21 protein-coding genes and 1 riboswitch are annotated in these 26,514 nt (G+C 39.9%); of the genes, 20 read left to right on the forward strand and 1 reads right to left on the reverse strand.

Annotated features, from left to right (window positions below):
* Positions 1-119 precede the first annotated feature (119 nt).
* From LS41612_RS06670 to pheT, 6 genes are all read left to right on the forward strand, one after another.
* Positions 120-1,469 (forward strand): FAD-binding oxidoreductase, encoded by a 1,350-nt coding sequence (locus tag LS41612_RS06670; RefSeq protein ID WP_024363849.1) that lies wholly within the window; start codon positions 120-122, stop codon positions 1,467-1,469.
* A gap of 360 nt (positions 1,470-1,829) precedes the next feature.
* Positions 1,830-2,624, forward strand: a complete 795-nt coding sequence (locus LS41612_RS06675; protein ID WP_024363850.1) for an alpha/beta fold hydrolase — start codon at positions 1,830-1,832, stop codon at positions 2,622-2,624.
* Between the two features lie 27 nt (positions 2,625-2,651).
* Entirely contained in the window at positions 2,652-3,620 is a 969-nt protein-coding gene (locus tag LS41612_RS06680; protein ID WP_029747355.1) for a sensor domain-containing diguanylate cyclase, read from the forward strand.
* Between the two features lie 112 nt (positions 3,621-3,732).
* Entirely contained in the window at positions 3,733-4,497 is a 765-nt protein-coding gene (locus tag LS41612_RS06685) for a TrmH family RNA methyltransferase (protein WP_024363851.1), read from the forward strand.
* A 487-nt stretch (positions 4,498-4,984) separates the two neighbouring features.
* Positions 4,985-6,022, forward strand: coding sequence for a phenylalanine--tRNA ligase subunit alpha (gene pheS / locus LS41612_RS06690; RefSeq protein WP_024363852.1), 1,038 nt, complete (start codon positions 4,985-4,987; stop codon positions 6,020-6,022).
* Positions 6,023-6,034: 12 nt separating this feature from the next.
* Positions 6,035-8,452 (forward strand): phenylalanine--tRNA ligase subunit beta, encoded by a 2,418-nt coding sequence (gene pheT, locus LS41612_RS06695; RefSeq protein WP_024363853.1) that lies wholly within the window; start codon positions 6,035-6,037, stop codon positions 8,450-8,452.
* Positions 8,453-8,677: 225 nt separating this feature from the next.
* Here pheT and rnhC read toward each other — a convergent pair whose 3' ends face one another.
* Entirely contained in the window at positions 8,678-9,604 is a 927-nt protein-coding gene (gene rnhC / locus LS41612_RS06700) for a ribonuclease HIII (RefSeq protein ID WP_024363854.1), read from the reverse strand.
* A gap of 135 nt (positions 9,605-9,739) precedes the next feature.
* Here rnhC and zapA point away from each other — a divergent pair, with 135 nt between their 5' ends.
* The 14 genes from zapA to LS41612_RS06770 all read left to right on the forward strand — a co-directional run bounded on the left by zapA (position 9,740) and on the right by LS41612_RS06770 (position 26,432).
* Positions 9,740-10,000: a cell division protein ZapA gene (zapA, locus tag LS41612_RS06705; protein ID WP_024363855.1), complete on the forward strand. Its 261-nt coding sequence runs from the start codon at positions 9,740-9,742 to the stop codon at positions 9,998-10,000.
* A 5-nt stretch (positions 10,001-10,005) separates the two neighbouring features.
* A complete protein-coding gene (locus tag LS41612_RS06710) occupies positions 10,006-10,551 on the forward strand; it encodes a CvpA family protein (protein ID WP_024363856.1) in 546 nt (181 codons plus the stop codon).
* A 259-nt stretch (positions 10,552-10,810) separates the two neighbouring features.
* Positions 10,811-12,520 (forward strand): DNA polymerase/3'-5' exonuclease PolX, encoded by a 1,710-nt coding sequence (polX, locus tag LS41612_RS06715; RefSeq protein WP_024363857.1) that lies wholly within the window; start codon positions 10,811-10,813, stop codon positions 12,518-12,520.
* 18 nt (positions 12,521-12,538) lie between these two features.
* The gene (locus LS41612_RS06720) at positions 12,539-14,905 is read left to right on the forward strand and encodes an endonuclease MutS2 (RefSeq protein WP_024363858.1); all 2,367 of its coding nucleotides are present in this window, start codon (positions 12,539-12,541) and stop codon (positions 14,903-14,905) included.
* A 21-nt stretch (positions 14,906-14,926) separates the two neighbouring features.
* On the forward strand, positions 14,927-15,340 hold the full coding sequence (locus LS41612_RS06725; protein ID WP_010860124.1) for a DUF350 domain-containing protein: 414 nt from the start codon (positions 14,927-14,929) through the stop codon (positions 15,338-15,340).
* A gap of 502 nt (positions 15,341-15,842) precedes the next feature.
* Positions 15,843-17,534 carry an AMP-binding protein gene (locus LS41612_RS06730; protein ID WP_024363859.1) on the forward strand — a complete coding sequence of 564 codons (1,692 nt, stop codon included), beginning with the start codon at positions 15,843-15,845 and terminating at the stop codon, positions 17,532-17,534.
* Between the two features lie 236 nt (positions 17,535-17,770).
* The gene (fadR, locus tag LS41612_RS06735) at positions 17,771-18,352 is read left to right on the forward strand and encodes a fatty acid metabolism transcriptional regulator FadR (RefSeq protein ID WP_024363860.1); all 582 of its coding nucleotides are present in this window, start codon (positions 17,771-17,773) and stop codon (positions 18,350-18,352) included.
* A 14-nt stretch (positions 18,353-18,366) separates the two neighbouring features.
* Positions 18,367-19,140, forward strand: a complete 774-nt coding sequence (locus tag LS41612_RS06740) for an enoyl-CoA hydratase (RefSeq protein WP_024363861.1) — start codon at positions 18,367-18,369, stop codon at positions 19,138-19,140.
* Positions 19,141-19,250: 110 nt separating this feature from the next.
* Positions 19,251-20,024: an electron transfer flavoprotein subunit beta/FixA family protein gene (locus LS41612_RS06745; RefSeq protein WP_024363862.1), complete on the forward strand. Its 774-nt coding sequence runs from the start codon at positions 19,251-19,253 to the stop codon at positions 20,022-20,024.
* 51 nt (positions 20,025-20,075) lie between these two features.
* Positions 20,076-21,053: an electron transfer flavoprotein subunit alpha/FixB family protein gene (locus tag LS41612_RS06750; protein WP_024363863.1), complete on the forward strand. Its 978-nt coding sequence runs from the start codon at positions 20,076-20,078 to the stop codon at positions 21,051-21,053.
* 181 nt (positions 21,054-21,234) lie between these two features.
* The gene (trxA, locus tag LS41612_RS06755; protein WP_024363864.1) at positions 21,235-21,546 is read left to right on the forward strand and encodes a thioredoxin; all 312 of its coding nucleotides are present in this window, start codon (positions 21,235-21,237) and stop codon (positions 21,544-21,546) included.
* Positions 21,547-21,671: 125 nt separating this feature from the next.
* A protein-coding gene (locus LS41612_RS06760; protein WP_105928880.1) for an IS3 family transposase occupies positions 21,672-22,822 on the forward strand; the annotation gives its coding sequence in 2 pieces (ribosomal slippage) (positions 21,672-21,945 and positions 21,945-22,822; 1,152 coding nt in all).
* 172 nt (positions 22,823-22,994) lie between these two features.
* On the forward strand, positions 22,995-24,785 hold the full coding sequence (gene uvrC, locus LS41612_RS06765) for an excinuclease ABC subunit UvrC (protein ID WP_024363277.1): 1,791 nt from the start codon (positions 22,995-22,997) through the stop codon (positions 24,783-24,785).
* A gap of 136 nt (positions 24,786-24,921) precedes the next feature.
* Positions 24,922-25,099: riboswitch (Lysine riboswitch) on the forward strand.
* Positions 25,100-25,202: 103 nt separating this feature from the next.
* Positions 25,203-26,432 carry an aspartate kinase gene (locus LS41612_RS06770; RefSeq protein WP_024363276.1) on the forward strand — a complete coding sequence of 410 codons (1,230 nt, stop codon included), beginning with the start codon at positions 25,203-25,205 and terminating at the stop codon, positions 26,430-26,432.
* The last annotated feature ends 82 nt before the right edge of the window (positions 26,433-26,514 follow it).

The raw sequence follows: 26,514 nt of genomic DNA on the forward strand, positions 1-26,514 counted from the left end.
GATGATGAAATGCCATGTTATTTTTCATTCTTTCCCATTTTAAAATGCATATTTTTTCCTCATTAAATATACATAGTATAGTACATGCACATTGCATTATTGGAGAAAGGGGCTGTATGTTGAAGAAAGTAAAGCTCACAGGAAGAATTGTTAGTCCAGGTGATCCAGATTACGATGAAGCGAGGACAAATAATAACTTAAGTTTGCCAAAATTCCCGAGTAAAGTTGTCTTTTGCCAAAGGACAAAAGATGTCGTGAACGCTTTAAGATGGGTTAGGGAAAATAATGAGGACTTCCGAATAAGGAGTGGGCGTCATAGTTATGAAAATTATTCCTTAATCAATCACGGTCTAGTCATTGATGTGAGTGAAATGAACGACATAACCATTAATTTAGATTATGGAACTGCTCGCATTGAGGCGGGTGCGAACTTAGGGCAAGTATACCGTACATTATGGGAACATGGTATGACAATTCCAGGAGGAACTGAAAGTAGTGTAGGAATTGTGGGTTTAACGCTTGGTGGAGGTATCGGTATGCTTTCTCGTCCTTTTGGGCTTACTTGCGATCAATTAATGGAAATTGAAATGGTTGGAGCGAGTGGCCATCAAGGAGCGGAGCTGATTCGAGCAAATCGGCAGATGAATAGTGATTTATTTTGGGCTAGCTGTGGTGGCGGTGGGGGGAATTTCGGAGTTGTTACAGCACTTACATTTAAGTTACATCCTATAGCGGAAGTGTCTCTTTTCCATATTTCATGGGACTGGGATGATTTTGAGATTGCTTTTGATGCATGGCAAAAATGGGCGCCTTTTACAGATGAACGTTTAACCTCACAAATAGAGTTAAAAGCAAAGGAAGTGGGGGAAGTTGTTGTGCAAGGTATATTTGTTGGCGCACCATCAGAATTAAAAAAGCTGTTACGACCATTAAGAAAAAGCGGGTCACCAACGGATCTATGGATAAAAGAAGTGCCTTATATGAAAGCAGTTCGATTTTTTGATGTTCCGAGTGGTAACCAGCCGGCACTCCGTAAAAGATCAGGTTCCTTTATTGAAAAACCATTTCCGCATGCTGCCATCTTGACTATGAAGCAATTTTTAGCAAATGCACCTAACAGAAATGCGAGCATCTGGCACCAATCGCTTAGAGGTGCTGTTAGTCACATTGCACCAAACCGTACTGCCTATTACTATCGCGATGCTCTTATTGCCCAAGAGTACATCACTTCATGGGAACAAACTCAAGATGAAAAGGAAAATATTCAGTGGGTGGAAGATGTAAGAAGGACATTATCCCCGTTTACAATGGGGGATTATGTGAACTTTCCAGATCAATCGATTGAAAACTGGCCAACTGCATACTATGGACGTAATTTCAGACGGTTGAGAGAAGTGAAAACCAAATACGATCCATTCAATGTATTTCGATTCCAGCAAAGTATTCCTCCGATTCGAAAGTGGCTGTAGTTCCCTTATAAAGTAAAGTTGGAACCTAAGAGAAAAAGTGTTAGATTGAGCGCTTATAATCTAACACTTTTTTGCTATGTTTTAAAGATAAACAGGCGATTTCTCGGTAGCTTGCATGTCCTCCATTTTGTGCTGTTACACAGGGGTTGCCGTTGTAACTAGCTACTAATTTATACGCTTGTAAAAGCGCTATTTTTACAGCAAAAATGGAAAAACACAGAGCCTTTGTTTCAAAATTATTAAAAAATTATGTCACAATGCCTTTTATTATTCATTTCATACTCGTTATTTCCCTTGATAATTATTGAATACATCGTCAAAATGGAGATATTACATATATTTCTAGAGGGAGTAAATGCGATGAAGGATGTAGTTGTACGCAATAATGTGAAAATAATCGGCAAAGGGAAGCAACCAATTTTATTTGCACATGGATTTGGTTGCGATCAAAATATGTGGCGTTATATTACACCTGCATTCGAGGAACACTATCAAATTATTTTATTTGATTATGTTGGTTCAGGTAATTCTGATTTTAATGCCTATCAATCTCAAAAATACCAGTCACTTCAGGGCTACAAGCAGGATGTTTTGGATATCATTGAGACACTTGAACTGCAACAGGTCATTTTTATTGGTCATTCTATTAGTTCAATGATTGGCTTACTAGCCTCCATTGAACGCCCAGATTATTTTGAAAAGCTAATCATGATTGGCCCTTCACCTCGTTATTTAAATGATAGAGATGGCTATGTTGGTGGATTTGAGCTAAGTGACATTATGGAAATATTAGATATGATGGAAATGAACTTTTCGGGTTGGGCTAGTTTTCTAGCGCCTATTGCTATGAATAATCCCGAGTCTCCAAAATTTACAAATGAGCTTGAACAAACATTTAAATCAGCAGACCCAGTCATTGCAAGGGAGTTTGCGGAAGTTACTTTTTTATCGGATCATCGAAGTGACTTATCTAAGGCAAGTATTCCTATTTTAATCATGCAATGTTCGGATGATAGTATCGTTCCGATTGAAGTTGCAGAATATCTACATCAGCATTTAAAAGCTAGCACGTTGCGTTTAATGACAGCAAAAGGCCATTATCCACATATTAGCCATCCGCAAGAAACGATTGACTTAATTACACAATTTCTTTAATGGAAAATGAAAGGATTATTATCAGAAATGGATAAACGATTGAACTATGCACCTTGTGGATTTATTGCCATTACACTTGATGGCATCATGATTGAGGTGAATCAGACCTTTCTGCAGTGGATGGGTTATGAACGGGTGGATATATTACACCAGCATATTGAAATTCTAATGTCCAAGCCTAACAAAATGATTTTTCATTCATTTTTTTACCCGACCATTAATTTGTACGATTATGTGGAAGAATTATTCATCAGTTTAAAGCATGACAATGGTACAGCCATTCCTTTTCTGTTGAACGGTCGGAAGTATGCGGTGGGAGAGGTTGAATGTATTGATTGCGTTTTAGTGCCGATGAAAAAGCGCATTGATTATGAATTAGAATTACGTGCGGCTAAAAAGCAACTAGAGGCGGCTTATTTAGAAAAGGATCAAGCATTAGCAAAATTAAAGCAAATCCATTTGGCAATTGAGCACAAACAAGAAGAGTTATTATCTATGAATGCCACGCTTGTAGAAATTTCCATTACGGATAAGCTAACAGGTTTGAAAAACAGAAGATTTTTTCAAGAAAAGCTTGAAGAACAGCTTGCTATGTTCAGGAAATCGGCGATCCCTTTCTCACTATTAATTTTGGATATCGATCATTTTAAAAGGGTCAATGATACATTCGGACATCAAGTAGGAGATGAGGTGCTTGCCCAATTGGCACAAATTTTAGATGCACAAGCTCGTCCAAGCGATGTAGTAGCGCGCTATGGTGGGGAAGAATTTGTCATCATTTTACCTGATACCAGTGTCGATGATTGTTGGACTATTGCTGAACAACTTCGTCAAACGGTTGAGCAGGCTCAATGGCAGACAGGAAGAATTACGATAAGTATCGGCATTGCCACAGCAACCGATAACGATTCCGATGTGACGATTTTGAAAAAGGCGGATCAGGCTTTATATACTTCGAAAGAGAACGGAAGAAACAAAGTGAGTTTGTTTGAGTGACTGGCACGCAAACAATTCTGACAATTTGCTGTGTTTTACTGGACTATGTAATTTGCGGTTTTCTACTGTATAATAATGAACAGTAAATAGGATAAAGGCGGTACAAACTACGATGAAAAGAATAGAATCTACGCAAAATGCGTTAGTGAAATATTGGAAAAAGCTAGCAACTACGCGAAAAGAGCGTGAACGTTCGGGTGAGTTTTTAGTGGAAGGCTTCCATTTAGTAGAAGAAGCGTTGAAAAACAATAATCAAGTGTTACAGCTAATCGTGCGCGAGGGTGTTGATTTACCGTTGCTATGGCCAATCGACAATGTAGCAATGGTGGAAGTAACAGCAGCTGTAGCAAAAGAATTTGCGGAAACAGAGACCTCTCAAGGAGTTTTTGCAGTATGCAAACAGCTAGCGGTAGAAGAAGATGCAATGGCTTCTTGGCGCAAGGTACTTCTCATCGATGCTGTGCAAGACCCAGGTAATATTGGCACAATGATTCGAACAGCGGATGCGGCTGGTCTGGATGCAGTGATTTTAGGCAAAGGTTGTGCAGATTTATATAACCCAAAAACATTGCGTTCTGCCCAAGGGTCACATTTCCATATTCCCGTAATCCGCGGTGATTTAGAAGATTGGATTGATATGCTTCAGGACAATGGTGTACCTGTATTTGGGACAGCTCTTGATGAGGATGCAGTCGTGTATCATGAAATTCAGCATACTGGTGCATTTGCGATTATGATGGGCAATGAAGGCAGTGGTATTAATCCACAACTATTAGCGATGACAGATCAAAACATTATTATTCCCATTTTCGGACAAGCAGAATCGTTAAATGTCGCTGTTGCAACAGGTATTGTGTTATATGGCTTTGTTAAATAGAAATTGGTGTGTAAATGGAAAGAAATACCGATAAACAAGTGTAAATCGCCGGTAAAGTAAACCTTCCAACAACGCCGATAGAACAATGCTAAAGTCAAGCTTGCACAGATGCCCCTTGATTTGAAGTGGTATCATATTGTATAATCACATTTAAAATGTAATTCTGTATAATGAAATGCTTTGACCAGGAAGTAGTAAAGATTGTGAATGGACGACAGGGAGCGTAGGCCGGAGATTGAGAGCCAGCGCCGAACCAATGCAATTTTGAATTCATCCTGCGAGCAGCTACCGGGACCAGCAAGAAAAGATGCTGTAAAGGTAAGCCGGCTTCAATCGAGTCGTTATGGCAATGAAGTGATTGTGCGCACCAAAAGCGCGCAATAACTAGGGTGGTACCGCGAATATGTCCTCGTCCCTTTTTTGGGGGCGAGGTTTTTTTATGCCATTTGAGCAAGCGGGCATTTATATGATCAAGGAGGTTTTTTACATGGAAGAACAATTAAAGCAGTTAGAACAAGAAGCGCTAGCAAAAATTGAAGCAGCAGCAAATTTAAAAGAATTAAATGATGTGCGTGTCGCTTATTTAGGGAAAAAGGGACCTATCACAGACTTGCTAAAAGGAATGGGGAAATTATCGGCTGAAGAACGTCCAAAAATGGGTGCTTTAGTTAATACAGTTCGTGAAAATGTTACAGCAGTGTTAGAAACAAAAGCAACTGTATTAGAAGAAGCGGCAATTGCCGAAAAATTAGCAAGTGAGTCGATTGATGTCACATTACCAGGGCGTGCTATTAAAGTAGGTAACCGTCATCCTTTAACACGCGTTATTGAAGAAATTGAAGATTTATTTGTCGGCATGGGTTATGAAATTGCTGAAGGCCCAGAAGTGGAAAAGGATTACTATAACTTTGAAGCGTTAAACTTACCAAAAGGTCACCCTGCACGTGATATGCAGGATTCATTCTATATTTCCGAGGAAATATTATTACGTACACATACGTCTCCAGTTCAGGCACGTACAATGGAAGCGAAAAAAGGCGAGTCAATTCGTATTATTTGTCCAGGGAAAGTATTCCGTCGTGATAATGATGATGCAACACACTCTCACCAATTTATGCAAATTGAAGGTTTAGTTATTGGGGAAAATATTCGTATGAGTGATCTGAAAGGGACATTAGATACACTAGCAAAAAAAATGTTCGGTGCTGACCGTGAAATTCGTTTGCGTCCAAGTTTCTTCCCATTCACAGAGCCTTCTGTTGAGATGGATATTTCTTGCTTCAAATGCGGTGGTGCAGGTTGTAACGTATGTAAAGGCACAGGCTGGATTGAGATTTTAGGTGCAGGTATGGTACATCCAAATGTACTTGAAATGGCTGGTTATGATCCGAAGAAAGTTTCTGGTTTCGCATTTGGTATTGGAGCAGAACGTATCGCTATGTTGAAATATGGCGTCGACGATATTCGTCATTTCTATACAAGTGACACACGTTTCTTATCACAATTCGAGCGAACAGAGGCGTAAGGGGGACTATAAATGTTAGTATCATTAGAATGGTTAAAAGATTATGTAAGTACAAAAGGCTTAGCGCCTGAAGAATTAGCAGAAAAAATTACTCGCTCAGGCATTGAAGTAGACGCAGTAATTGACCGTGCAAGCGGTATGGATAAAATTGTAGTCGGCTATGTTGTATCAAAAGAAAAGCACCCTGAAGCCGATAAATTAAATATTTGCCAAGTAGATGTTGGAGAAGAAGTGCCACAACAAATTATTTGTGGAGCGCCAAACGTGGATGCAGGTCAAAAAGTCATTGTTGCTCGCCCAGGTGCACATTTACCAGGTGGCATTAAAATTAAAAAAGCAAAACTACGTGGGCACGAATCGAACGGTATGATTTGTTCATTACAAGAGCTTGGTATTGAAGGGAAAGTAGTACCGAAAGCTTATGCAGAGGGCATTTATGTGTTACCAGCAGATGCAGAGGTGGGCGCTGATGCGCTAGCGCTTTTAGGTCTTCGTGATACAGTGCTTGAGCTTGGTTTAACACCAAACCGCTCAGATGCGCTTTCGATGTTAGGGGTAGCTTATGAGGTTGGTGCTATTCTATCAGAGGAAGTAAAGTACCCAGAAATCGCTTATAGCACATCTTCTGACAAAGCGGAGGATTTACTAAAGCTTCGTGTAGAAGACTTACAAGCGAACCCAATGTACGTAGCGAAAGTTGTAAAAAACGTTAAAATTGCAGAATCACCAATGTGGTTACAGCACCGTTTGATGGCAGCTGGCGTACGTCCTCACAATAATGTAGTCGATGTGACAAACTATATTTTAATGGAATATGGTCAACCACTTCATGCATTTGACTATGATAGCTTAGCAACAGGTGAAATTGTTGTGCGTAAAGCAACAGAAGGTGAAAAAATCACGACTTTAGATGACCAAGAGCGTACATTAAAGGCATCTGATTTAGTGATTACCAATGGCAAAGAGCCAGTGGCAATTGCAGGCGTAATGGGTGGAGCCAATTCGGAAGTAACAGCATCTACAACGACTGTTGTGATTGAATCTGCTTATTTCGATGGCTTAACAGTACGTCAAACTTCACGCAATTTAGGTCTTCGTTCAGATGCATCAGCTCGCTTTGAAAAAGGTGTTGACCCTAACCGTGTTGTGCCTGCAGCTGAACGTGCAGCGGCATTGCTTGCTGAATTAGCTGGCGGTGAAGTGTTAGAAGGCACGTGTATCGTAGATGAATTAGATAAAACACCAGCACGTGTTGTGGTCTCTCCGGATTTTATTAACGAACGTCTTGGCATGAAAATTTCATTAGAAGATATGCTTTCGATTTTAGAGCGTTTGAAATTCGGTGTAGAAGCAGCAAATGGCTTATTAATCATTGATGCACCAACACGTCGTCAAGATATTAAAATCGAAGAAGATATCGTTGAAGAGATTGCACGTTTATATGGCTACGATGAAATCCCTATGACTTTACCAGAAGGTGCCAACCAAGTTGGACAACTGACAGCGTATCAAGCAAATCGTCGCGTTGTACGTAACTTTATGGAAGGTGCGGGGCTTTATCAAGCGGTTACTTACTCATTAACGTCTGAGGCGTTATCACAACGCTTTGCACTAAAAGCGGAGCCCGTAACACGTTTATTAATGCCAATGAGTGAAGAACGTTCAACACTTCGTCAAAGCTTAATTCCACATTTAATCGAAGCGGCGGCATATAATGTAGCACGTAAAGCGGATAGCGTAGCATTATACGAGGTTGGTTCTGTCTTCCTTGGTCAAACAGCAGAGGGCTTACCGTTTGAGGAAGAGCATGTAGCAGCTGTGTTAACAGGTAAATGGTTAGATCATGCTTGGCAAGGTGAGAAAAAAGAAGTTGATTTCTTCGTCTTGAAAGGTATTATCGAGGGTGTTATTGGCAAGCTTGGTTTAACAGAGCGCATGACGTTTGTGAAAGCAGAAGTAGCTGGCTTACATCCTGGTCGTACCGCTAGCATTTTATTAGATGGTGAACAAGTGGGTATTATCGGTGGTTTACATCCTGCGGAGCAAAAAGCATGGGGTGTAAAAGATACGTACGTGATGGAAATGAATCTAGTAGCATTACTACAAGCCAATGCAAGTGAAGCGCCACTTGGCTATAAACCGGTGCCTCGTTTCCCAGCGATGTCTCGTGATATCGCACTTGTTATGAATCGTGCAACAACAGCGGGTGAAGTAGTAACGGTTATTCGTTCGGCAGGAGTGAAACTGTTGAAGGATATTAAAGTGTTCGATGTTTATGAAGGTGAAAAAATGGAGGCAGGTAAAAAATCTGTTGCTTTCTCCCTCACATACTTCGATCCTGAACGCACGTTAACAGATGAAGAAGTTGTTGCTGCGCATAATAAAGTATTGAAAGCCATTGCTACAATTGAAGGAACAGAAGTACGTTAATTTATACTATTAAAAGCTGTCTCGAATACGGAGACAGCGCAGAATGTCGACAAAAGGCATCCAGAGGTTCGCTCTAGATGCCTTTTGTCTTTTTTATATTATTGATGAGCATTACATGAAATAGCTTTGCAAATAGATTCACCTGATTGGAGCAAAGGGTTTACGATGTGCCTGCGGAAAGCGGCCAGCTAGTAGCGAATATCAACAGCAGAAACCCCTATAGATCTATTTTAACTTCCGAGCTTTTTCGGTGTTCGCAAAATGCCATTTTGTAATGGAGCGTAAAAATTCCTCACCTTGTCCACGCCAAATACGTGCTGCTAAGGCATCAACCTTGCTAGATGCACCTTTTTGTAACGCCACGCCAGCAAGCTCACTGAGTCGATCCATTTCTTTTAAGAATGCTGCACGCGCCAAAATGGAAGCGGTGGCAACGGCAACATGTAATTGTTCTGCTTTCGTTGAAAATAGGACGCCATCTCGGACAATTTCACGCTCATTTTTTAAATAATTATAATACACCCCGCGTTCTGCAAACTGGTCAATTAAAATATGTGCAGGTTTTTCGGGCGCCATTTTTGCTAATGTATGTCCAAGTGCCTTATTATGCATCATCGCTTTCATTTTGCCTTGTGAATAGCCCTTTGCTTGTAAAGCATTATATTTTTCATTGCGCAATACGAGTACGCTATGAATACATGCCGCACGTAAATCAGGGGCAATTTTTCGCATATAGTCATCCGTCAGCATTTTAGAATCTTTCACGCCAAGTTCATTAATCAATTCTATTTTTGAAGAAGGAACGTAAACGGCTGCCACTGTTATCGGTCCGAAATAATCCCCAGTTCCTGTTTCGTCAGAGCCTAACACAGACATGGCGGCAAAACCTTCAGGGAGTGTATCTCCTTTTGCACCAACAGTTGAAGCCTTTTGCGTAGCTGATGCCCCAGAGGTTCCCCATCGTGCGGCTTCTCGCTCAGCACCGCCTCCTTGAAACATACATTTTCCTGATTTATACATCGTAATGGCTGTATCAGGCAGTTTTGCAGCGAACACAACACCAGGTGCTTTTCGCTCCACATAATAATTTGCGTAGTAGGACATTACCTCTTTTTGTGCAGTTGTTGAAATTAAAAGTACAATATTTGACATTAAACCGTTCCTTTCTATCCTCATTGTTCACAATTTTATACCTTTCATGGTATGATAATATATAGCTTTTTTGTATGGACGTTGCTCATAACGAATAACACCGTGAGCAAAAAGATTTTACTGGAGGGTGCGACTATGGAAAATCAAGAAAAGAATAAAATTTCTGTGGAAATATATGGTCATACATATAAAATGGTCGGCTCCGAATCCATTGGACATATGCGACTTGTCGCTTCTATTGTTGATGACCGTATGCGCGAAATGAATTTACATAATCCCTCACTTGATAGCACAAAGCTTGCCGTCCTTACAGCCGTAAATACGGTGCACGATTATTTACTCTTAAAAGAGCAAATAGAATTACTAGAAGAAGAATTGAAAAAATTAAAGGGTTGAAGTAAATGCTAGATTTAATTATATTAGTAGTTCTATTAGGTGGACTGCTAGTGGGGGCAAAACGTGGCTTCATTGTACAAATGATGCATATAGTTAGCTTTGTTGTTGCCCTAATTGTTGCGTATATTTATTATAAGCCATTAGCACAGAAATTTGTGTTTTGGGTGCCATATCCAGGTGTTACAGATTCGGGAAGCCTTGGAGTTGTCATTGACAGCTTAGATTTAGACCGAACATTTTATCGTGTCATTGCGTTTGCGGTTATTTTCTTTGCAGTAAAGATTGCCTTGCAAATTGTGGCATCCATCTTTGATTTCATTGCTTATTTACCAGTGTTAAGTACGGTCAATCGCTGGCTTGGTGCACTGCTTGGCATGATTGAAAATTATTTAATTTTATTTATTGTATTGTATGTTTTGGCATTAGTACCGATTGATTTTATTCAGAATTTAATGTCGAAGTCGTTCATATCAGGCCTTATTTTGGAACATACGCCGATCATTACAAAGATGTTCCAAAATTGGTGGTATATTTATCTCCATGCTTCCTAATAAAATTTGGCATCTACGCATGGAAAATTGAATGTAGTATTCACTCATTTGTCCGTAGAAATCTGCTAAATGGCGAAATTTCTGTTAAGGGCGTAGCTGTTTTGTGCACAAGCAGATTGTAAATTTTGTTGAATGTTGATTGCCTATCGCAATGTAAGCTAAAACAAAGTTGCGCAAAAGCCGTAATGAATAGGCAATAGTAAATGATGCACTTCTCTCGGACCAGAGGGAAGTGTTTTTACGATAGGGGGAATTCTAAATGAACAAAAAAACAATTATTCGTACGTTAGAAAAAATTGCATTATATATGGAGTTACAAGGTGAAAATCCGTTTAAAGTATCCGCATTCCGCAAAGCTGCAGCAGCATTAGAAGGTGATGAGCGCTCGCTTAGTGAGATGGAGGATGTAACAAAGCTTAAAGGAATCGGTAAAGGTACAGCCGCTGTTATTGAAGACTTAATCGTGACAGGTGAATCGAGTCTGCTTAAAGAATTACAAGATATTGTACCGAAAGGATTACTGCCATTACTGAAGTTACCAGGCTTAGGTGGCAAAAAGATTGCGAAGCTTCACCAAGAGCTAGGCATAGACTCTGCTGAAAGCTTACAAGCTGCATGTGAAGCGGGTAAAGTGCGCGAGCTAGCAGGCTTTGCCGCCAAAACAGAAGAAAAGATTTTAAAGGAACTAGCTAATTTTGCTAATCGTTCAGAACGTTTGCCAATTTGGCAGCTTGAGCCTGTCGTTTTACAAATTGAAGCACTTCTCGGTAGTATGGAGGAAGTGACGCGTTTTTCCGTAGCAGGCAGTTTCCGTCGTGCATCTGAAACAAGTAAAGATATTGATTTCATTGTTGTAACTGAAGCAATAGAGACAGTACGAGAAAAAATATTGAGTGCACTCGCTATTCAAGAGGTAGTGGCAGCAGGAGATACAAAAATTTCCGTTATTTTAGATTTAGATGATGCTGTAAGTGTTGATTTTCGATTAGTAAAGGATGTTGAGTATGCCACAGCCTTGCACCATTTTACAGGTTCAAAAGAGCATAACGTTCGCATGCGCCAACTTGCCAAAACACGTGGGGAAAAAATTAGTGAGTATGGTGTAGAGCAAGCAGATGGTTCTGTGCTGACATTTGCAGACGAAGCGGCATTTTTTGCCCATTTTGATTTGCCATTTATCCCCCCTAGCTTACGAACAGGGTCAACAGAGTTTGACCGGCAAAGTGAAGTCAAGGATTTAGTTAAGCTAGAGGATATTGTCGCTGATTTGCATATGCATACAACATGGTCAGATGGCGCGTACTCTGTGGCTGAAATGGGTGAAGCGCTAATTTCCCGTGGTTATCAATATAGTGTTATTACCGATCACTCACAATATTTAAAAGTGGCGAATGGTTTGACACCTGCACGATTAGTGAAGCAACGAGCTGAAATTGACGCTTTTAACGAAGCGCATCCTGACTTTTATTTATATGCAGGCACAGAAATGGATATTTTACCAGATGGTTCGTTAGATTTTGACGATGAAGTACTGCGGAAATTGGATTTCGTGATTGCCTCCATTCATTCGAGTTTTACACAGTCACAGGATAAAATAATGGCGCGATTACATACCGCAATGCAAAATCCGTATGTACATATGATTGCTCATCCAACGGGGCGCATTATTGAAGACCGGGCTGGTTATAATCCAAATATCGCGCAGTTGATTGAATGGGCAAAGGAATATGGTAAAATTTTAGAGTTGAACGCCAATCCCTATCGTTTAGATTTATGCGTTGAGCATTTAGAAATGGCTGTTGCAGCAGGTGTACCAGTAGCGATTAATACCGATGCGCATGATATCGCGCATTTACGTTTTATGGATATTGGTGTGCGCTATGCAAATAGGGCATGGCTGAAAAAAGATATGATTGTCAATACATGGACGCGCGAACAGTTCGAGTCGTTCATTCGACGAAATAAATAGGTTGAGGAGGTGTTCTCAGTGATCGCAGACCGCGCATTGAAAACACTAGAATATGATAAGGTACGTCAACAAGTGGCTACATACTGTACTTCTTCAATCGGCAAATCAGCCATTGATGAACTTGTGCCACAAACAGACTTTGAAAAAGTCGTTCAGTTGTTAGAAGAAATGGATGAAGGGCTTTCCATTTTACGTGTAAAAGGCAATGTGCCAATGGGTGGTATTTTCGATGTACGACCAGCAGCAAGACGTGCCCAAATCGGAGGCATGCTTTCAGCGATGGAATTAATGGAAGTGTCTAGTACGATTCGAGCTAGCCGTATACTGCGTAATTTCTTAGAAGATTTAGAGTCAGATGAAATTATTGAAATCCCTCATTTTATCGCTAAAAAGGAAATGATGCCTGTATTAACAGGTTTACAGCATGAAATTAATAACTGTATTGATGATAATGGGGCTGTTTTAGATTCTGCAAGTCAAACGTTGCGCTCCATTCGCCAGTCTCTACGAGCAGAAGAGGCTAAAGTGCGTTCAAAGCTAGAGAGCTTAACACGAGGAAGTAATGCAGCTAAAATGCTTTCAGATGCAATTGTAACGATTCGTAACGACCGTTATGTGATTCCAGTTAAACAAGAATATCGCTATCACTATGGCGGCATTGTGCATGACCAATCATCGTCTGGTCAAACGTTATTTATCGAACCAGATTCAGTTGTACAAGCGAATAATGAAATACACCGTCTCAAAATGAAAGAGCAAGTTGAAATTGAGCGCATTTTGCTTGCTTTAAGTGCGATGGTTGAAGAAGTGGCACCTGATGTATTTAATTTAGTAAAACTATTAGGCGAGATTGACGTTATTTTGGCAAAGGGTAAATATGGCCAAGCCAATAAATGTACGATGCCTAAAATGAACAAGGATGGTTATATTCGACTTGTGCGCGCACGCCATCCGCTATTACCTATCGAAACGGCGGTTGCCAATGACATCGAATTTGGCAAAGATATTACGGCTATTGTAATTACAGGACCCAACACGGGTGGTAAAACCGTGACGTTAAAAACAGTGGGTCTTTGTACATTAATGGCACAAGCAGGCTTACCGGTGCCGGCATTAGACGGTTCAGAGCTAGCGGTATTTGAGCAACTTTTTGCTGATATTGGTGATGAGCAATCGATTGAACAATCGCTTTCAACATTTTCATCACATATGGTGAACATTGTCGACATTTTACAGCAATTTGATCACGAATCACTTGTGCTATTCGATGAATTAGGCGCCGGAACGGATCCACAAGAAGGGGCTGCCTTAGCGATTTCTATTTTAGATGAAGTACATGGTCGCGGCGCTCGTGTTATGGCTACGACGCACTATCCTGAATTAAAAGCATACGGCTATAATCGCCCTGGTGTTGCCAATGCAAGTGTGGAATTCGATATTGAAACGTTGAGTCCAACTTATCGCTTACTTATTGGTGTACCAGGTCGCTCCAATGCTTTTGAAATTTCTAGTCGTCTCGGTTTACCAGAGTCCATTATTGATCGTGCCAAAAACTTCACAGGAACGGATCGACATGAGGTGGAATCCATGATTGCGTCCTTAGAAGCAACACGACGCCAATCAGAGGACGATGCAGAGCGTTCCCATGATTTACTACTAGAGTCCGAAGCACTTCGTAAAGAGCTTCAGGACAAGCTTCAAGCTTACGAAGAACGCAAAGAAGCTCTTGACAAAAAAGCGAAGGAAAAAGCGCGCAAAATTGTCGAAGAAGCAAAACGAGAAGCAGAAACGATTATTTCAGAGCTTCGAGAAATGCGTAAAAACGCTGATCAAGTAGTGAAAGAGCATGAGCTGATTGAGGCGCGGAAACGATTGGAAGAAGCCACTCCGCTTGAGCATAACAAAGTATTGAAAAAAGCGGCTCAAGTCAAGGCGCGTGCACAAAACTTGGTTGTCGGTGATGAGGTAAAGGTGTTAAGCTATGGTCAACGAGGTACGTTGCTTGAAAAAGTATCTGATGTTGAATGGGTTGTACAAATGGGCATTTTAAAGATGAAAATTGCCGATACCGATCTTGAATACATTAAACCAGAGAAAGCGCCTATACAACGAGTTGCGGGTGTGAAAAATCGAGATAGCCATGTGAAATTAGAGTTAGATTTACGTGGGGAGCGCTATGAGGATGCATTAATACGCACTGAAAAATATATAGATGATGCGCTACTTGCAAACTATGGTCGAGTGTCGATTATCCACGGTGTTGGGACCGGAGCATTACGTCAGGGCATTCAAAGTTACCTGAAAAAACATAAACGGGTGAAATCCTTCCGTTTTGGAGAAGCAGGCGAAGGTGGATTTGGCGTCACTGTTGTGGAATTGAAATAAGCTGTAAAGGGGACGGAGAAAATGCTAAATTCTAGCTTTTGGCGATATCCAATTATCGAAACGGCAGGATATTTTAGTGTTGTTGTGTTATGTTTAGTCGTTTCGATGGCATTGTTCGAAGTCGTTACGAAATATAAAAACTGGGAAGAAATAAAAAATGGTAATGTAGCTGTGGCGCTTGCAACGGGCGGTAAAATATTAGGTATTTGTAATATTTTTCGTTATTCGATTGCTCGCCATAGCACGCTGAGTGAAATGATTGGTTGGGGACTATTTGGCTTCACGTTACTAATTGTGGCATATTTCTTATTTGAATTTATGACCCCTCGTTTTAACGTAGATCAAGAAATTGCTAACGACAATCGCTCAGTTGGCTTTATTTCCTTTACGATTTCAGTCGGTTTATCGTTTGTTATTGGGGCAAGTATTGCATAGGAGTGTTATAGGATGGAAAAATTAGCGAAAGTTCTAATCGTAGTCTGTATCGCATTTTTGGCAGTCGGTGTCTACTATATGTTGACCATATAATGATACGAGGGATTTAACTGTAGGTAAACTTGGATTTCTAAGTTTATCTACAGTTTTTTTGTCTAGAAATCTGTAGGGTCGCCATGAAAAGTAGGTCAAATGCCACGAAAAGGGCGGGAATCGTCACGAAATCGGTAGCCATTGCACGCTGATGAAAATTGCCTTTTTAAAAATTTTTCTAATATAGAAATATAATGGCCATCAGTTGCATAAAAAACAAAACAATGAATGAGTATTCATAATGATATCAACGGAAAGGACATTAAGGAGTAGTAATATAAATGTTGTTAAATGCATAATAATTAATCGAAAATGCATTTATTTTCTATTTTGCGTTTGAAAGTACATTCCTTTTTCATTATAATTAAAATAAGAATTTACAAAGTTTGGGACAAAGGGGAGAGGACGTATGACAGCAAAACCATGGCTAGCAAATTATCCTGAAGAAGTACCACCGTCTTTAACGTTTGAGGAAATTCCTGTGCAAGAGTTTTTAACGCGTGCCTATAAAAAGAAGCCATCGAAAGTGGCAATTCATTTCATGGGTAAGGATTTGACGTACACCGAGTTATATGAATCTGCACTTAAGTTTGCAAACTACTTACAAGCACTTGGCGTGGAAAAAGGAGATCGTGTAGCGATTATGCTACCAAACACGCCACAAAGTGTAATCGCTTACTACGGGGCAATGTATGCCGGCGCAGTCGTAGTACAGACAAATCCACTTTACACTGAACGAGAATTGCAGTACCAAATGGCCGACTCTGGTGCGAAGGTAATTTTAGTAATGGATATTTTGTATCCACGTGTCATGAAAATCATGAAAGAAACAGACCTTGAAAATGTCATTGTAACAGCTATTAAAGATTACTTACCATTTCCGAAAAATTTAGTATATCCTTTTATTCAAAAAAAGCAGTACGGTTTTAGTGTGAAAGTGGAGCATAGCGGACAAAATCATTTATTTACAGAAATAATGAAGTCCTCACCTGTAAAAATGATCAATCTGCCGTTTGATTTTGAAGAAGATTTAGCATTGCTTCAATATACAGGAGGGACGACAGGGTACCCGAAAGGCGTTATGTTAACGCATAAAAACTTAATTGCCAATACGACAATGTGCGATGCCTGGATGTATAAATGCGTACATGGCGAAGAAACAATTATGGGTATTCTTCCATTTTTCCATGTCTATGGTATGACAACGGTAATGCTACTATCTGTGTTTACCCAAAATAGAATGGTATTGTTGCCGAAGTTTGATGCTGAAACAGCTTTAAAAACAATTGATAAGCAAAAGCCAACATTGTTCCCTGGTGCACCGACATTATATATTGGTTTACTAAATCATCCAGATATTGCGAAGTATGATTTATCGTCTATTAAAGCATGTTTAAGTGGTTCCGCTTCACTGCCTGTAGAAGTACAGGAACAATTTGAGGCCGTAACAGGTGGGAAGCTTGTGGAAGGTTATGGCTTAACTGAAACCTCTCCCGTAACGCACGCAACACCCATTTGGGGTAACCGGGTTATCGGTTCAGTAGGTTTACCGTGGCCGAATACCGACTCTGTCATTTTACGTACGGGGGATACAGAACAACTTGCTGTCGGTGAAGTAGGTGAAATTGCTGTCAAAGGTCCACAGGTTATGAAGGGCTATTGGAATCGTCCAGAAGATACGGCTGCAACTTTTGCAGATGGCTGGTTTTTAACAGGAGACCTTGGCTATATGGATGAGAAAGGTTACTTCTATGTGGTGGACAGGAAAAAGGATTTAATTATTGCAGGTGGCTTTAATATTTATCCTCGTGAAGTCGAAGAAGTTTTGTATGAACGGGAAGAAATTCAAGAATGCGTTGTAGCAGGTATTCCTGATCCGTATCGAGGAGAAACAGTAAAAGCATATATTGTATTAAAAGAAGGATATTCGATTACTGAAGACGAATTAAATAAATACTGTCGTCAGCACTTGGCTGCTTTTAAAGTGCCACGCATTTATGAATTCCGAGATGAACTACCAAAAACAGCTGTTGGAAAAATTTTGCGTCGTTCCTTAGTGGATGAAGAAAAAACAAAATTAGCGAATAAAGAAGCAAAATAACTACGTGTGAAAGTATTGACAAGCGCGAGTGTAAAATATAATATGAAAATATGAATGAATAACCATTCATATTTTCATATTTTTTTGTTTCTATTGACCACGCCGTATTTAGCTAGGATGGACCGCTCAAATTTTTGTATCGGGAACTTCAGCACTTATTAGTACTGATTGGCAAATAAGCAAAGTGCCACAGATGGAGATGGGCGTGCGTATGTTTTTTAGGTGGTGATATAAAGATGAAACGAGATAAGCCAAAATATAAGCAAATTATTGATGCAGCTGTCTTCGTTATTGCAGAAAATGGGTATCACCAAGCGCAAGTATCGAAGATCGCAAAACAAGCTGGGGTGGCTGACGGAACGATCTATTTATATTTTAAAAATAAAGAAGATATATTAATTTCTGTCTTTAATGAAAAAATGGCTGTTTTTGTAGAGTCATTACAAGATATAATAGAAAATGGAAGCACGTCGAAAGACAAACTTTCACGCATGATTGAAAATCATTTTAATGTTCTAGCTACAGATCGATCATTAGCGACTGTGACTCAATTAGAACTTCGTCAATCAAATAAAGATTTACGTCAAAAGATCAATGCAGTATTAAGAGATTACTTGCAATTGCTTGATCAGATTCTAATTGAAGGTATGGTTACTGGTGAGTTCAATCAAACGATGGATGTACGTTTGGCACGTCAAATGGTATTTGGCACAATTGACGAAACGATTACATCGTGGGTGATGAATGACTATCGATATGATTTGATAGAACAGGTTCCGAAAGTTCAGGCATTAATCCTGAACGGCATTAAAGCTTAAAAGGATGTGGAGAAATGGAATTTCTAAGTTGGAAAGTAGAAGATGGAGTAGCAATTATTACGATTGCACGTCCTCCAGCAAACGCATTATCTCGTGGAATCATTGCAGAAGTAGATGCTGTGCTAGATGCCGTAGAAAACGATGACGCTGTACGTGTCCTTGTACTTCATGGTGAAGGCCGTTTCTTCTCAGCGGGTGCAGACATTAAGGAATTTACTGAAGTAGAGTCTGGAGATGAATTTACGAAGCTTGCAGGCAATGGGCAACAAGTATTTGAACGTGTTGAAACGTTCTCTAAACCTGTTATTGCAGCAATCCACGGTGCGGCACTTGGCGGTGGTCTAGAACTAGCAATGAGTTGCCATATGCGCTTTGTAACAGAATCTGCGAAATTAGGGTTGCCAGAATTACAACTAGGTCTTATTCCAGGCTTTGGTGGCACACAACGTTTACCGCGTTATGTGGGGGTAGCAAAAGCAGCGGAAATGATGTTTACAAGCGAACCTATTTCAGGGGCAGAAGCTGTGCAGTGGGGCTTAGCGAACCGTGCATTTACCGATGAATCATTACTTGAGGAAACACTAAAGGTTGCTAAAAAAATTGCTAAAAAGAGCCCAATCGCTTTGAAAGAAGCCATTCAAGCATTGCAATATGCGAAGCCGGCTTCATTCTATGAAGGTATGGAGGCAGAAGCTAAATCCTTTGGTACGGTTTTTGTATCAGCAGATGCTAAAGAAGGTATTCAAGCATTTATCGAAAAACGCGAGCCTGTGTTTACTGGCAAATAGTTTTCCATCAGTGTAGGTAACGACTGAAAGGGGAGTTTATCTACGTTGAAAATATATAATATTTACAAGTTTACTTGGAAATCAAAAAACGTTGCAGGGGGTATGAATATATGAATATTTTTGCATTAATTAAACGTACGTTTGATACAGAAGAAAAAATCGTTGTGTCAGGTGGTAAAATCCAAGAGGATGGCGCTGAATTCATTATTAATCCTTATGATGAATATGCAATTGAGGAAGCAATCCAAGTTCGTGACGCAGCTGGTGGTAAAGTAACAGTTGTGACAATTGGTGGCGAAGATGCGGAGAAACAATTACGTACAGCGTTAGCAATGGGTGCTGACGAAGCGGTTCTTATTAATACAGAAGATGATCTAGATGAATTAGATCAAAATGCAGCTGCTTACATTTTAGCTGAGTACTTAAAAGATAAAGAGGCGGACTTAATTTTAACAGGCAATGTGGCAATTGACGGTGGTTCTGGTCAAGTAGGTCCACGCGTTGCTGATTTATTGGGCATTAACTATGTAACAACAATTACAAATCTTGAAATCGATGGCACATCTGCAAAAATCGTGCGCGATATCGAAGGGGATTCAGAAGTAATTGAAACATCTTTACCACTTTTAGTAACTGCTCAACAAGGTTTAAATGAGCCGCGTTACCCATCATTACCAGGCATCATGAAAGCGAAGAAGAAACCGCTTGCAGAGCTTGAATTAGATGATTTAGATATCGATGAAGATGATGTTGAAGTAAAAGTAGAAACGGTGGATATTTACTTGCCAGCTCAAAAAGCAGCAGGTCGTATTTTAGAAGGCGAACTTTCTGCTCAAGCAAAAGAGCTAGTCAACTTACTTCATTCAGAAGCGAAAGTAGTTTAAGTCATTTGTTAACGCAAATCGAATCTTAAAGGGTAACGGAGGGAATATACTATGTCAAAAAAAGTATTAGTATTAGGTGAAGTTCGTGAAGGAAGCTTACGTAATGTATCTTTCGAGGCAATTGCAGCAGCAAAACAAATCGCTGATGGCGGCGAAGTTGTAGGGGTACTTTTAGGAGATGCGGTTGCAGGGTTAGCAAGTGTATTATTCGAGTATGGGGCAGATCGTGTTGTGACAGTGGAGCATCCGCATTTAAAACAATATACATCAGATGGCTATGGACAAGCTTTATTAGCTGTTATCGAGCAAGAAAATCCAACAGGCATCGTATTTGGTCATACAGCTAATGGTAAAGATTTATCGCCTAAAATTGCGAGTAAATTACAAGCAGGACTTGTTTCTGACGTCACTTCTATTGAAGGTGCCGGTGACGATGCAGTATTCATCCGTCCAATTTATTCGGGTAAGGCTTTTGAAAAGGTAAAAGTAAAAGATGGCGTAGTGTTAGTTTCAATCCGTCCAAATAATATTGCACCTTTAGAAAAAGCACCAGGTAAAACAGGTGATGTATCATCTATTACAGTTGATATTACAAATTTACGTTCAATCATTAAAGAGGTCGTACGTAAATCTTCAGAAGGCGTAGATCTTTCAGAAGCTAAAGTGGTAGTAGCAGGTGGTCGTGGTGTTAAATCAGAGGAAGGCTTCGAACCGCTAAAAGAATTAGCAGATTTACTTGGTGGTGCAGTTGGTGCATCTCGTGGAGCATGCGATGCTGAGTATTGTGATTATTCATTACAAATCGGTCAAACAGGTAAGGTTGTGACACCAGACCTTTACATCGCAGCAGGTATTTCTGGGGCTATCCAACATTTAGCGGGTATGTCAAACTCAAAAGTCATTGTAGCGATTAATAAAGATCCTGAGGCAAATATCTTTAAAGTAGCAGACTACGGTATCGTAGGCGATTTATTCGAAGTGATTCCATTGCTAATTGAAGAATTTAAAGCGTTAAAAGTGAACGCATAAGCTAGGGGTCTTCCCTAGCTTTTTTAATGCTTGAGAGAAGAAAAAATGGGGAATAGTAAAATAGGGGAACAGGATGCCGATTGTACGTAAAGCCTAAATTAGACATTGCAGGCAGATTGTTCGCTCAACATAAATTAACCATGCTATACTACAAACATAGTAAGTTTAAGGAGGATTTCAAATGGCAATTGTACATGCAACAGATGCGACGTTCCAAGATGATATTAAAGAAGGCTTAGTATTAGTCGACTTTTGGGCTGCTTGGTGTGGACCATGTAAAATGATTGGACCAGTTCTTGAAGAAATGGATGCTGCGGGTAGTGCTGCTAAAATCGTCAAAGTTGACGTAGATAACAACCAAGGTACTGCTGCACAATACCAAATCATGTCTATTCCTTCACTGCTTTTATTCAAAAATGGTGAATTAGTAGACAAAACTGTTGGTTTCCAACCAAAAGAAGCATTAGAAGCTTTCATCGCAAAACATGCTTAATTTGTAAAAAAAAGAGCTGAGCCATCTTTGGAACTGACCCCAATAGGTATAGACAAATAAAAAAAGCATCTTCGATTGAAATTCGGGTATAGATACTTAAATTTCAATTTGGAGGTGTTTTTTCTATGGGAACAAGAGTGAGTTATCCCTATGAAGTAAAAATGAAAGCGATTAAGATGCGATTAGCGGGTGTACCTGTCAAACAGATTCTATTGGAATTAAATATACGCCATAAAACACAGGTCGAAACATGGGTGCGTTGGTATAGAAATGGTGAAGTCAATCGTTTGAAACAACCTGTAGGCAAACAATATATCTTTAATAAGGGTCCTGAACCGGACAATGAACAAACGAAATTAGCATTGGAAAACCGTTATTTAAAGCAACAAATTGAGGTGCTAAAAAAGTACGCAGAGTTGGAGAGGAAGTGGTTGGAGAAGTAGCAGTACAGTTAGTTGCGTCACTAAGAAGCATGATGTCTGTAAAGGACATTTGTAAACACTTTGGGATTGCACGATCTACCTACTATCGTTGGAAACAGGCATCAACCGATGCAAGGTCTCGTCAAGCAATAGAGAGACGTATCGGTGAACTCTGTCGAGCAAATAAATTTCGCTATGGCTACAGAAAAATTACAGCACTCTTACGTCAAGAAATGTGCGTCAATCATAAAGTGGTTCAACGTATCATGCAAAAATATGGTTGGCAATGTCGCGTGAAAGTGAAAAAACGGAAACGAACAGGACAACCTTATGCAATCGCAGCAAATTTATTAAATCGCGATTTTGAAGCCACCGCACCGTTACAGAAGCTCGTAACTGATATTACTTACTTGCCATTTGGTCAAAAACAGTTGTATCTTTCAAGTATTCAAGATTTATATAATGGTGAAATTATTGCCTATTCGATTGGAGACTGCCAAGATACTGATTTTGTGCTGGATACATTAGCTCAACTTCATCATTTGCCCGAAGGGTGTACGTTGCACAGTGACCAAGGGGCGGTATACACATCGTATGATTATCAACAGGCCGTAAAAGCAAAAGGCATTACCATGAGCATGTCCCGTAAAGGTACGCCCGCTGATAATGCCCCAATCGAATCGTTTCATTCTGTGTTAAAGTCTGAAACATTCTACTTAGACAATTTGAACAGTACTACGACGGCCATCGTAGAACAAACTGTCAAAGACTATATAAACTATTATAACAATAACCGAATTCAAACGAAACTAAACAACCAGTCGCCGGTTCAATACCGACAACTGGTTGGGTAATGCTTTTTTGATTACTGTCTTATATATCGGGGTCAGTCCCTTTAGATGTGCTCGGCTTTTTTTCGTTATATAATAAAAGAGAAGCAACCGTTAAATGGTGATATTTGATATCCGTTTAGGCATCGCAAATGGCACTTTTATTTAGCATCAAAAAAAGGGGGGCAGGTAGGCGATGAATGATTTAATTAAACGAAAGCTTGATATTTTACCAGATCAGCCTGGCTGCTATTTGATGAAAGATCGACAAGGGACAATTATTTATGTAGGTAAGGCAAAGGTGCTAAAAAATCGAGTGCGCTCCTATTTTACAGGAACACACGAAGGCAAAACACAACGCCTTGTTGGCGAAATTGAAGATTTTGAGTATATTGTGACTTCATCTAATTTGGAGGCACTTATTTTAGAGTTGAACCTTATAAAGCTACACGATCCTAAATACAATATCATGCTTACGGATGATAAAACATATCCGTATTTAAAAATTACGAACGAGAAACATCCACGACTTATTACAACACGTAAAGTAAAAAAAGATAAGGCAAAATATTTTGGTCCTTATCCAAATGCGTATGCAGCAAGTGAGACGAAAAAGCTGCTGGATAGACTTTATCCGCTGCGAAAATGTGTGCAATTACCAACCAAGGTTTGCTTGTACTATCATATGGGACAGTGCTTAGCTCCATGTGTAAAGGATATTGATGCTCACATCTATCACGATATGATTGAAGATATGACGAAGTTCTTAAATGGCGGCGTTGAGGTAGTAAAAAAAGAACTTGAGGACAAGATGCTAGTCGCGGCAGAGCAACTAGAATTCGAGCGAGCAAAGGAGTTCCGCGATCAAATTGCACATATTGAGACGGTTATGCAAAAACAAAAAATCGTGTCTAGTGATACGACCAACCGCGATGTCTTTGGTTATGCGGTTGAAAAAGGTTGGATGTGTGTGCAAGTGTTTTTCGTTCGTCAAGGCAAGTTAATTGAACGGGATGTCTCCATTTTCCCAATTTATCAGGACGTGGAGGAAGAATTTTTAACGTTTGTCGGACGCTTTTATGAAAAGCTAGAGCATATTAAACCGAAAGAAATTTTCATTCCACAGGCTATTGATGCGGCAATTTTAACCGAATTATTAGGGGTTAAAGTACTGACACCGAAGCGAGGGCAAAAGAAAGAGCTAGTTGATTTGGCTATGAAAAATGCGGAAATTGCTGTGGCTGCTAAATTCCAATTGATTGAGCGACAAGAAGAACGTACAATTGGCGCATGCGAGGCACTAGGCGAAGCAATGGGCATTTCAGCACCATTGCGCATTGAAGCATTCGATAATAGCCATATGCATGGTACGGATGCGGTATCAGCAATGGTTGTTTTTATTGATGGTAAACCGGCAAAGAAAGAATATCGTAAATACAAAACACGAACAGCCGCAAAACATGACGATTACGGGGCAATGCAGGAAGTGATACGCCGCCGTTACACGAGGGTATTAAAAGAAGGCTTGCCATTGCCCGATTTAGTGCTAATAGATGGCGGTAAAGGACAGATGGAAGTGGCACGAGAAGTGTTGGAAGATGAACTTGGTCTTGTTATTCCAATCGCTGGTTTAGCAAAAGATGATAAGCATAATACATCTCAGCTCTTGTTCGGTGATCCGCCTGATGTTATCGCATTAAAACGAACGAGTGATGGCTTTTATTTACTTCAACGTATTCAGGATGAAGTACACCGTTTTGCTATTACATTCCTACGGCAACAACATGAAAAAAATGCGATTCAATCTGTACTCGATGGCATTGAAGGTGTTGGACCGAAACGAAAGCAACAGCTATTGAAGCATTTTGGCTCAGTTAAAAAGATTCGTGAGGCGAGTGAGCTTGCCCTTCAAGAAGCAGGAATGCCTGCAAACTTAGCGAACATTATTTACACTTATTTTCAGCAGCAGACGTTGTCAAAGGATTAGACATATGCTAATGTTGGAATAGAACATAACAATGGTAATACCATTATGTTCTAACAATCCTTGTATGAACGATTGTGCAATAAAGCATAATAACGAAGTATTTTCATAAAAGGTAAAATTACATTTCACTATTTTAAGTGATGATAGAGGTGCAAGGTTCAATAGTAGCACATCGAAGGATGGACAAATCCAGTGATGATGTGTGAAAGGGGAGCTTGCCGAAGTGAAGTATCGTTGTTCCGATACTTTGCTGGTTTTGCATTTAACAGATGTAGGACTGTCGAATCTTGACGTTTCGGAGAGCTATCACACATGCGCAAGCTATTTTATTGTACATGTTGCAGGCAGCTTTCACGTTATGTGATGGCTGCCTTTTTGCTGTTCTAGAAACGAATCTAAAAAAGGAGAATGATGAAAATGGCAAGTATTGTATTGAAATTTGGTGGACCTGCAATCGCCTCAACAGAGCGGATTCAGGAGGTCGCTAAAATTGCAATGGCAAAAAAAGAGCGTGGCTATGATGTAGTAGTAGTGACAGCAGCGATGGGCCGTACAGCTAAAGACTTAACGAAAATGGTACGTGCATTATCAGATGATGCCTCTAAGCGTGAGATGGATGTACTGTTATCGACGAGCTCGCAACTATCAAGTGCACTATTTGCGATTGCTTTGCAAGAGGCCGGTTATGATGCAGTGTCATTAACTGGCTGGCAAGCTGGTGTGCAGACAGATGCAAAACATTTTAATGCACGTATTGATCAAATCGATGTTCGTCGCATGCAAGAGCATATGACACAAGGACAAATTGTTGTTATTGCTGGGGAACAAGGGATGAATACTGCCAACAATATTACAACACTTGGAAAGGGTGGAGCAGAAACGACAGCAGTAGCCATTGCAGCAGCATTAGATGCAGAGCGTGTTGAGATTTATACAAATGTCGATGGTGTCTATACAGCTGATCCAAGTCATATTGAAAAAGCGAGAAAGTTACAGGCGATTTCCTATGATGAAATGTTGGAACTTTCGCATTTAGGATCACATATTCTACATCCACGTGCAGTGGAGTTAGCAAAAAAATTTCAAATCCCGGTGATTATTCGTTCAAGTGTAGTGGATACAGTAGGTACTTTATTGAAGGAGGAAGTTGAAATGGAGAAAAATTTAATTGTACGTGGTGTTGCTTTCGAAGCAGATATTATTCGTTTAACAATTGGCTATGATACATATTCAACTGCATCGTTAGCAGATATGTTTGCGATACTGGCAGAAAACCGCATTAATGTTGATATTATTGTTCAAGCTATTATTGAAGGTGTGAAACCATCTGTATCCTTTACCATTTTAAAAGAGGAATTTGCTGAAGCTTTACGAGTGTTAGAAAATAGTAAATTGTCACTTGGTTTTAGCTTTGCCGATTTTGAAATCGGCTTAGCGAAAGTGTCGATTATTGGATCTGGGATGGCATCGAATCCTGGAGTAGCTGCCAGAATGTTTGATCGCTTACGTCGAGAGGATATTCCAGTAAAAATGGTGAGTACGTCGGAAATTAAAGTCTCTGTTGTTGTGCCGCAAGACGAAATGATTCGAGCTGCTAATGCATTACATGAGGAGTTTAATTTAGAAGAAGAAATTCACAAACAGTAACTACTATATAAAAATGATAAAAGGCATCAAGAGTAACATCTTGTTGCCTTTTGTCCCCACGTATAAGGTTTGTTCTAACAAA

It is taken from the genome of Lysinibacillus sphaericus, from assembly GCF_002982115.1.
GTDB lineage: Bacteria > Bacillota > Bacilli > Bacillales_A > Planococcaceae > Lysinibacillus > Lysinibacillus sphaericus.

Coding starts and splice junctions, on each gene's coding strand:
- LS41612_RS06685 (WP_024363851.1), top strand. CDS start 3,733: ATGAAAAGAATAGAATCTACGCAAAATGCGTTAGTGAAATATTGGAAA.
- LS41612_RS06725 (WP_010860124.1), top strand. CDS start 14,927: ATGCTAAATTCTAGCTTTTGGCGATATCCAATTATCGAAACGGCAGGA.
- fadR (WP_024363860.1), top strand. CDS start 17,771: ATGAAACGAGATAAGCCAAAATATAAGCAAATTATTGATGCAGCTGTC.
- LS41612_RS06730 (WP_024363859.1), top strand. CDS start 15,843: ATGACAGCAAAACCATGGCTAGCAAATTATCCTGAAGAAGTACCACCG.
- pheS (WP_024363852.1), top strand. CDS start 4,985: ATGGAAGAACAATTAAAGCAGTTAGAACAAGAAGCGCTAGCAAAAATT.
- LS41612_RS06680 (WP_029747355.1), top strand. CDS start 2,652: ATGGATAAACGATTGAACTATGCACCTTGTGGATTTATTGCCATTACA.
- LS41612_RS06745 (WP_024363862.1), top strand. CDS start 19,251: ATGAATATTTTTGCATTAATTAAACGTACGTTTGATACAGAAGAAAAA.
- LS41612_RS06740 (WP_024363861.1), top strand. CDS start 18,367: ATGGAATTTCTAAGTTGGAAAGTAGAAGATGGAGTAGCAATTATTACG.
- rnhC (WP_024363854.1), bottom strand. CDS start 9,604: ATGTCAAATATTGTACTTTTAATTTCAACAACTGCACAAAAAGAGGTA.
- pheT (WP_024363853.1), top strand. CDS start 6,035: ATGTTAGTATCATTAGAATGGTTAAAAGATTATGTAAGTACAAAAGGC.
- trxA (WP_024363864.1), top strand. CDS start 21,235: ATGGCAATTGTACATGCAACAGATGCGACGTTCCAAGATGATATTAAA.
- uvrC (WP_024363277.1), top strand. CDS start 22,995: ATGAATGATTTAATTAAACGAAAGCTTGATATTTTACCAGATCAGCCT.
- LS41612_RS06710 (WP_024363856.1), top strand. CDS start 10,006: ATGCTAGATTTAATTATATTAGTAGTTCTATTAGGTGGACTGCTAGTG.
- LS41612_RS06750 (WP_024363863.1), top strand. CDS start 20,076: ATGTCAAAAAAAGTATTAGTATTAGGTGAAGTTCGTGAAGGAAGCTTA.
- LS41612_RS06770 (WP_024363276.1), top strand. CDS start 25,203: ATGGCAAGTATTGTATTGAAATTTGGTGGACCTGCAATCGCCTCAACA.
- polX (WP_024363857.1), top strand. CDS start 10,811: ATGAACAAAAAAACAATTATTCGTACGTTAGAAAAAATTGCATTATAT.
- LS41612_RS06675 (WP_024363850.1), top strand. CDS start 1,830: ATGAAGGATGTAGTTGTACGCAATAATGTGAAAATAATCGGCAAAGGG.
- zapA (WP_024363855.1), top strand. CDS start 9,740: ATGGAAAATCAAGAAAAGAATAAAATTTCTGTGGAAATATATGGTCAT.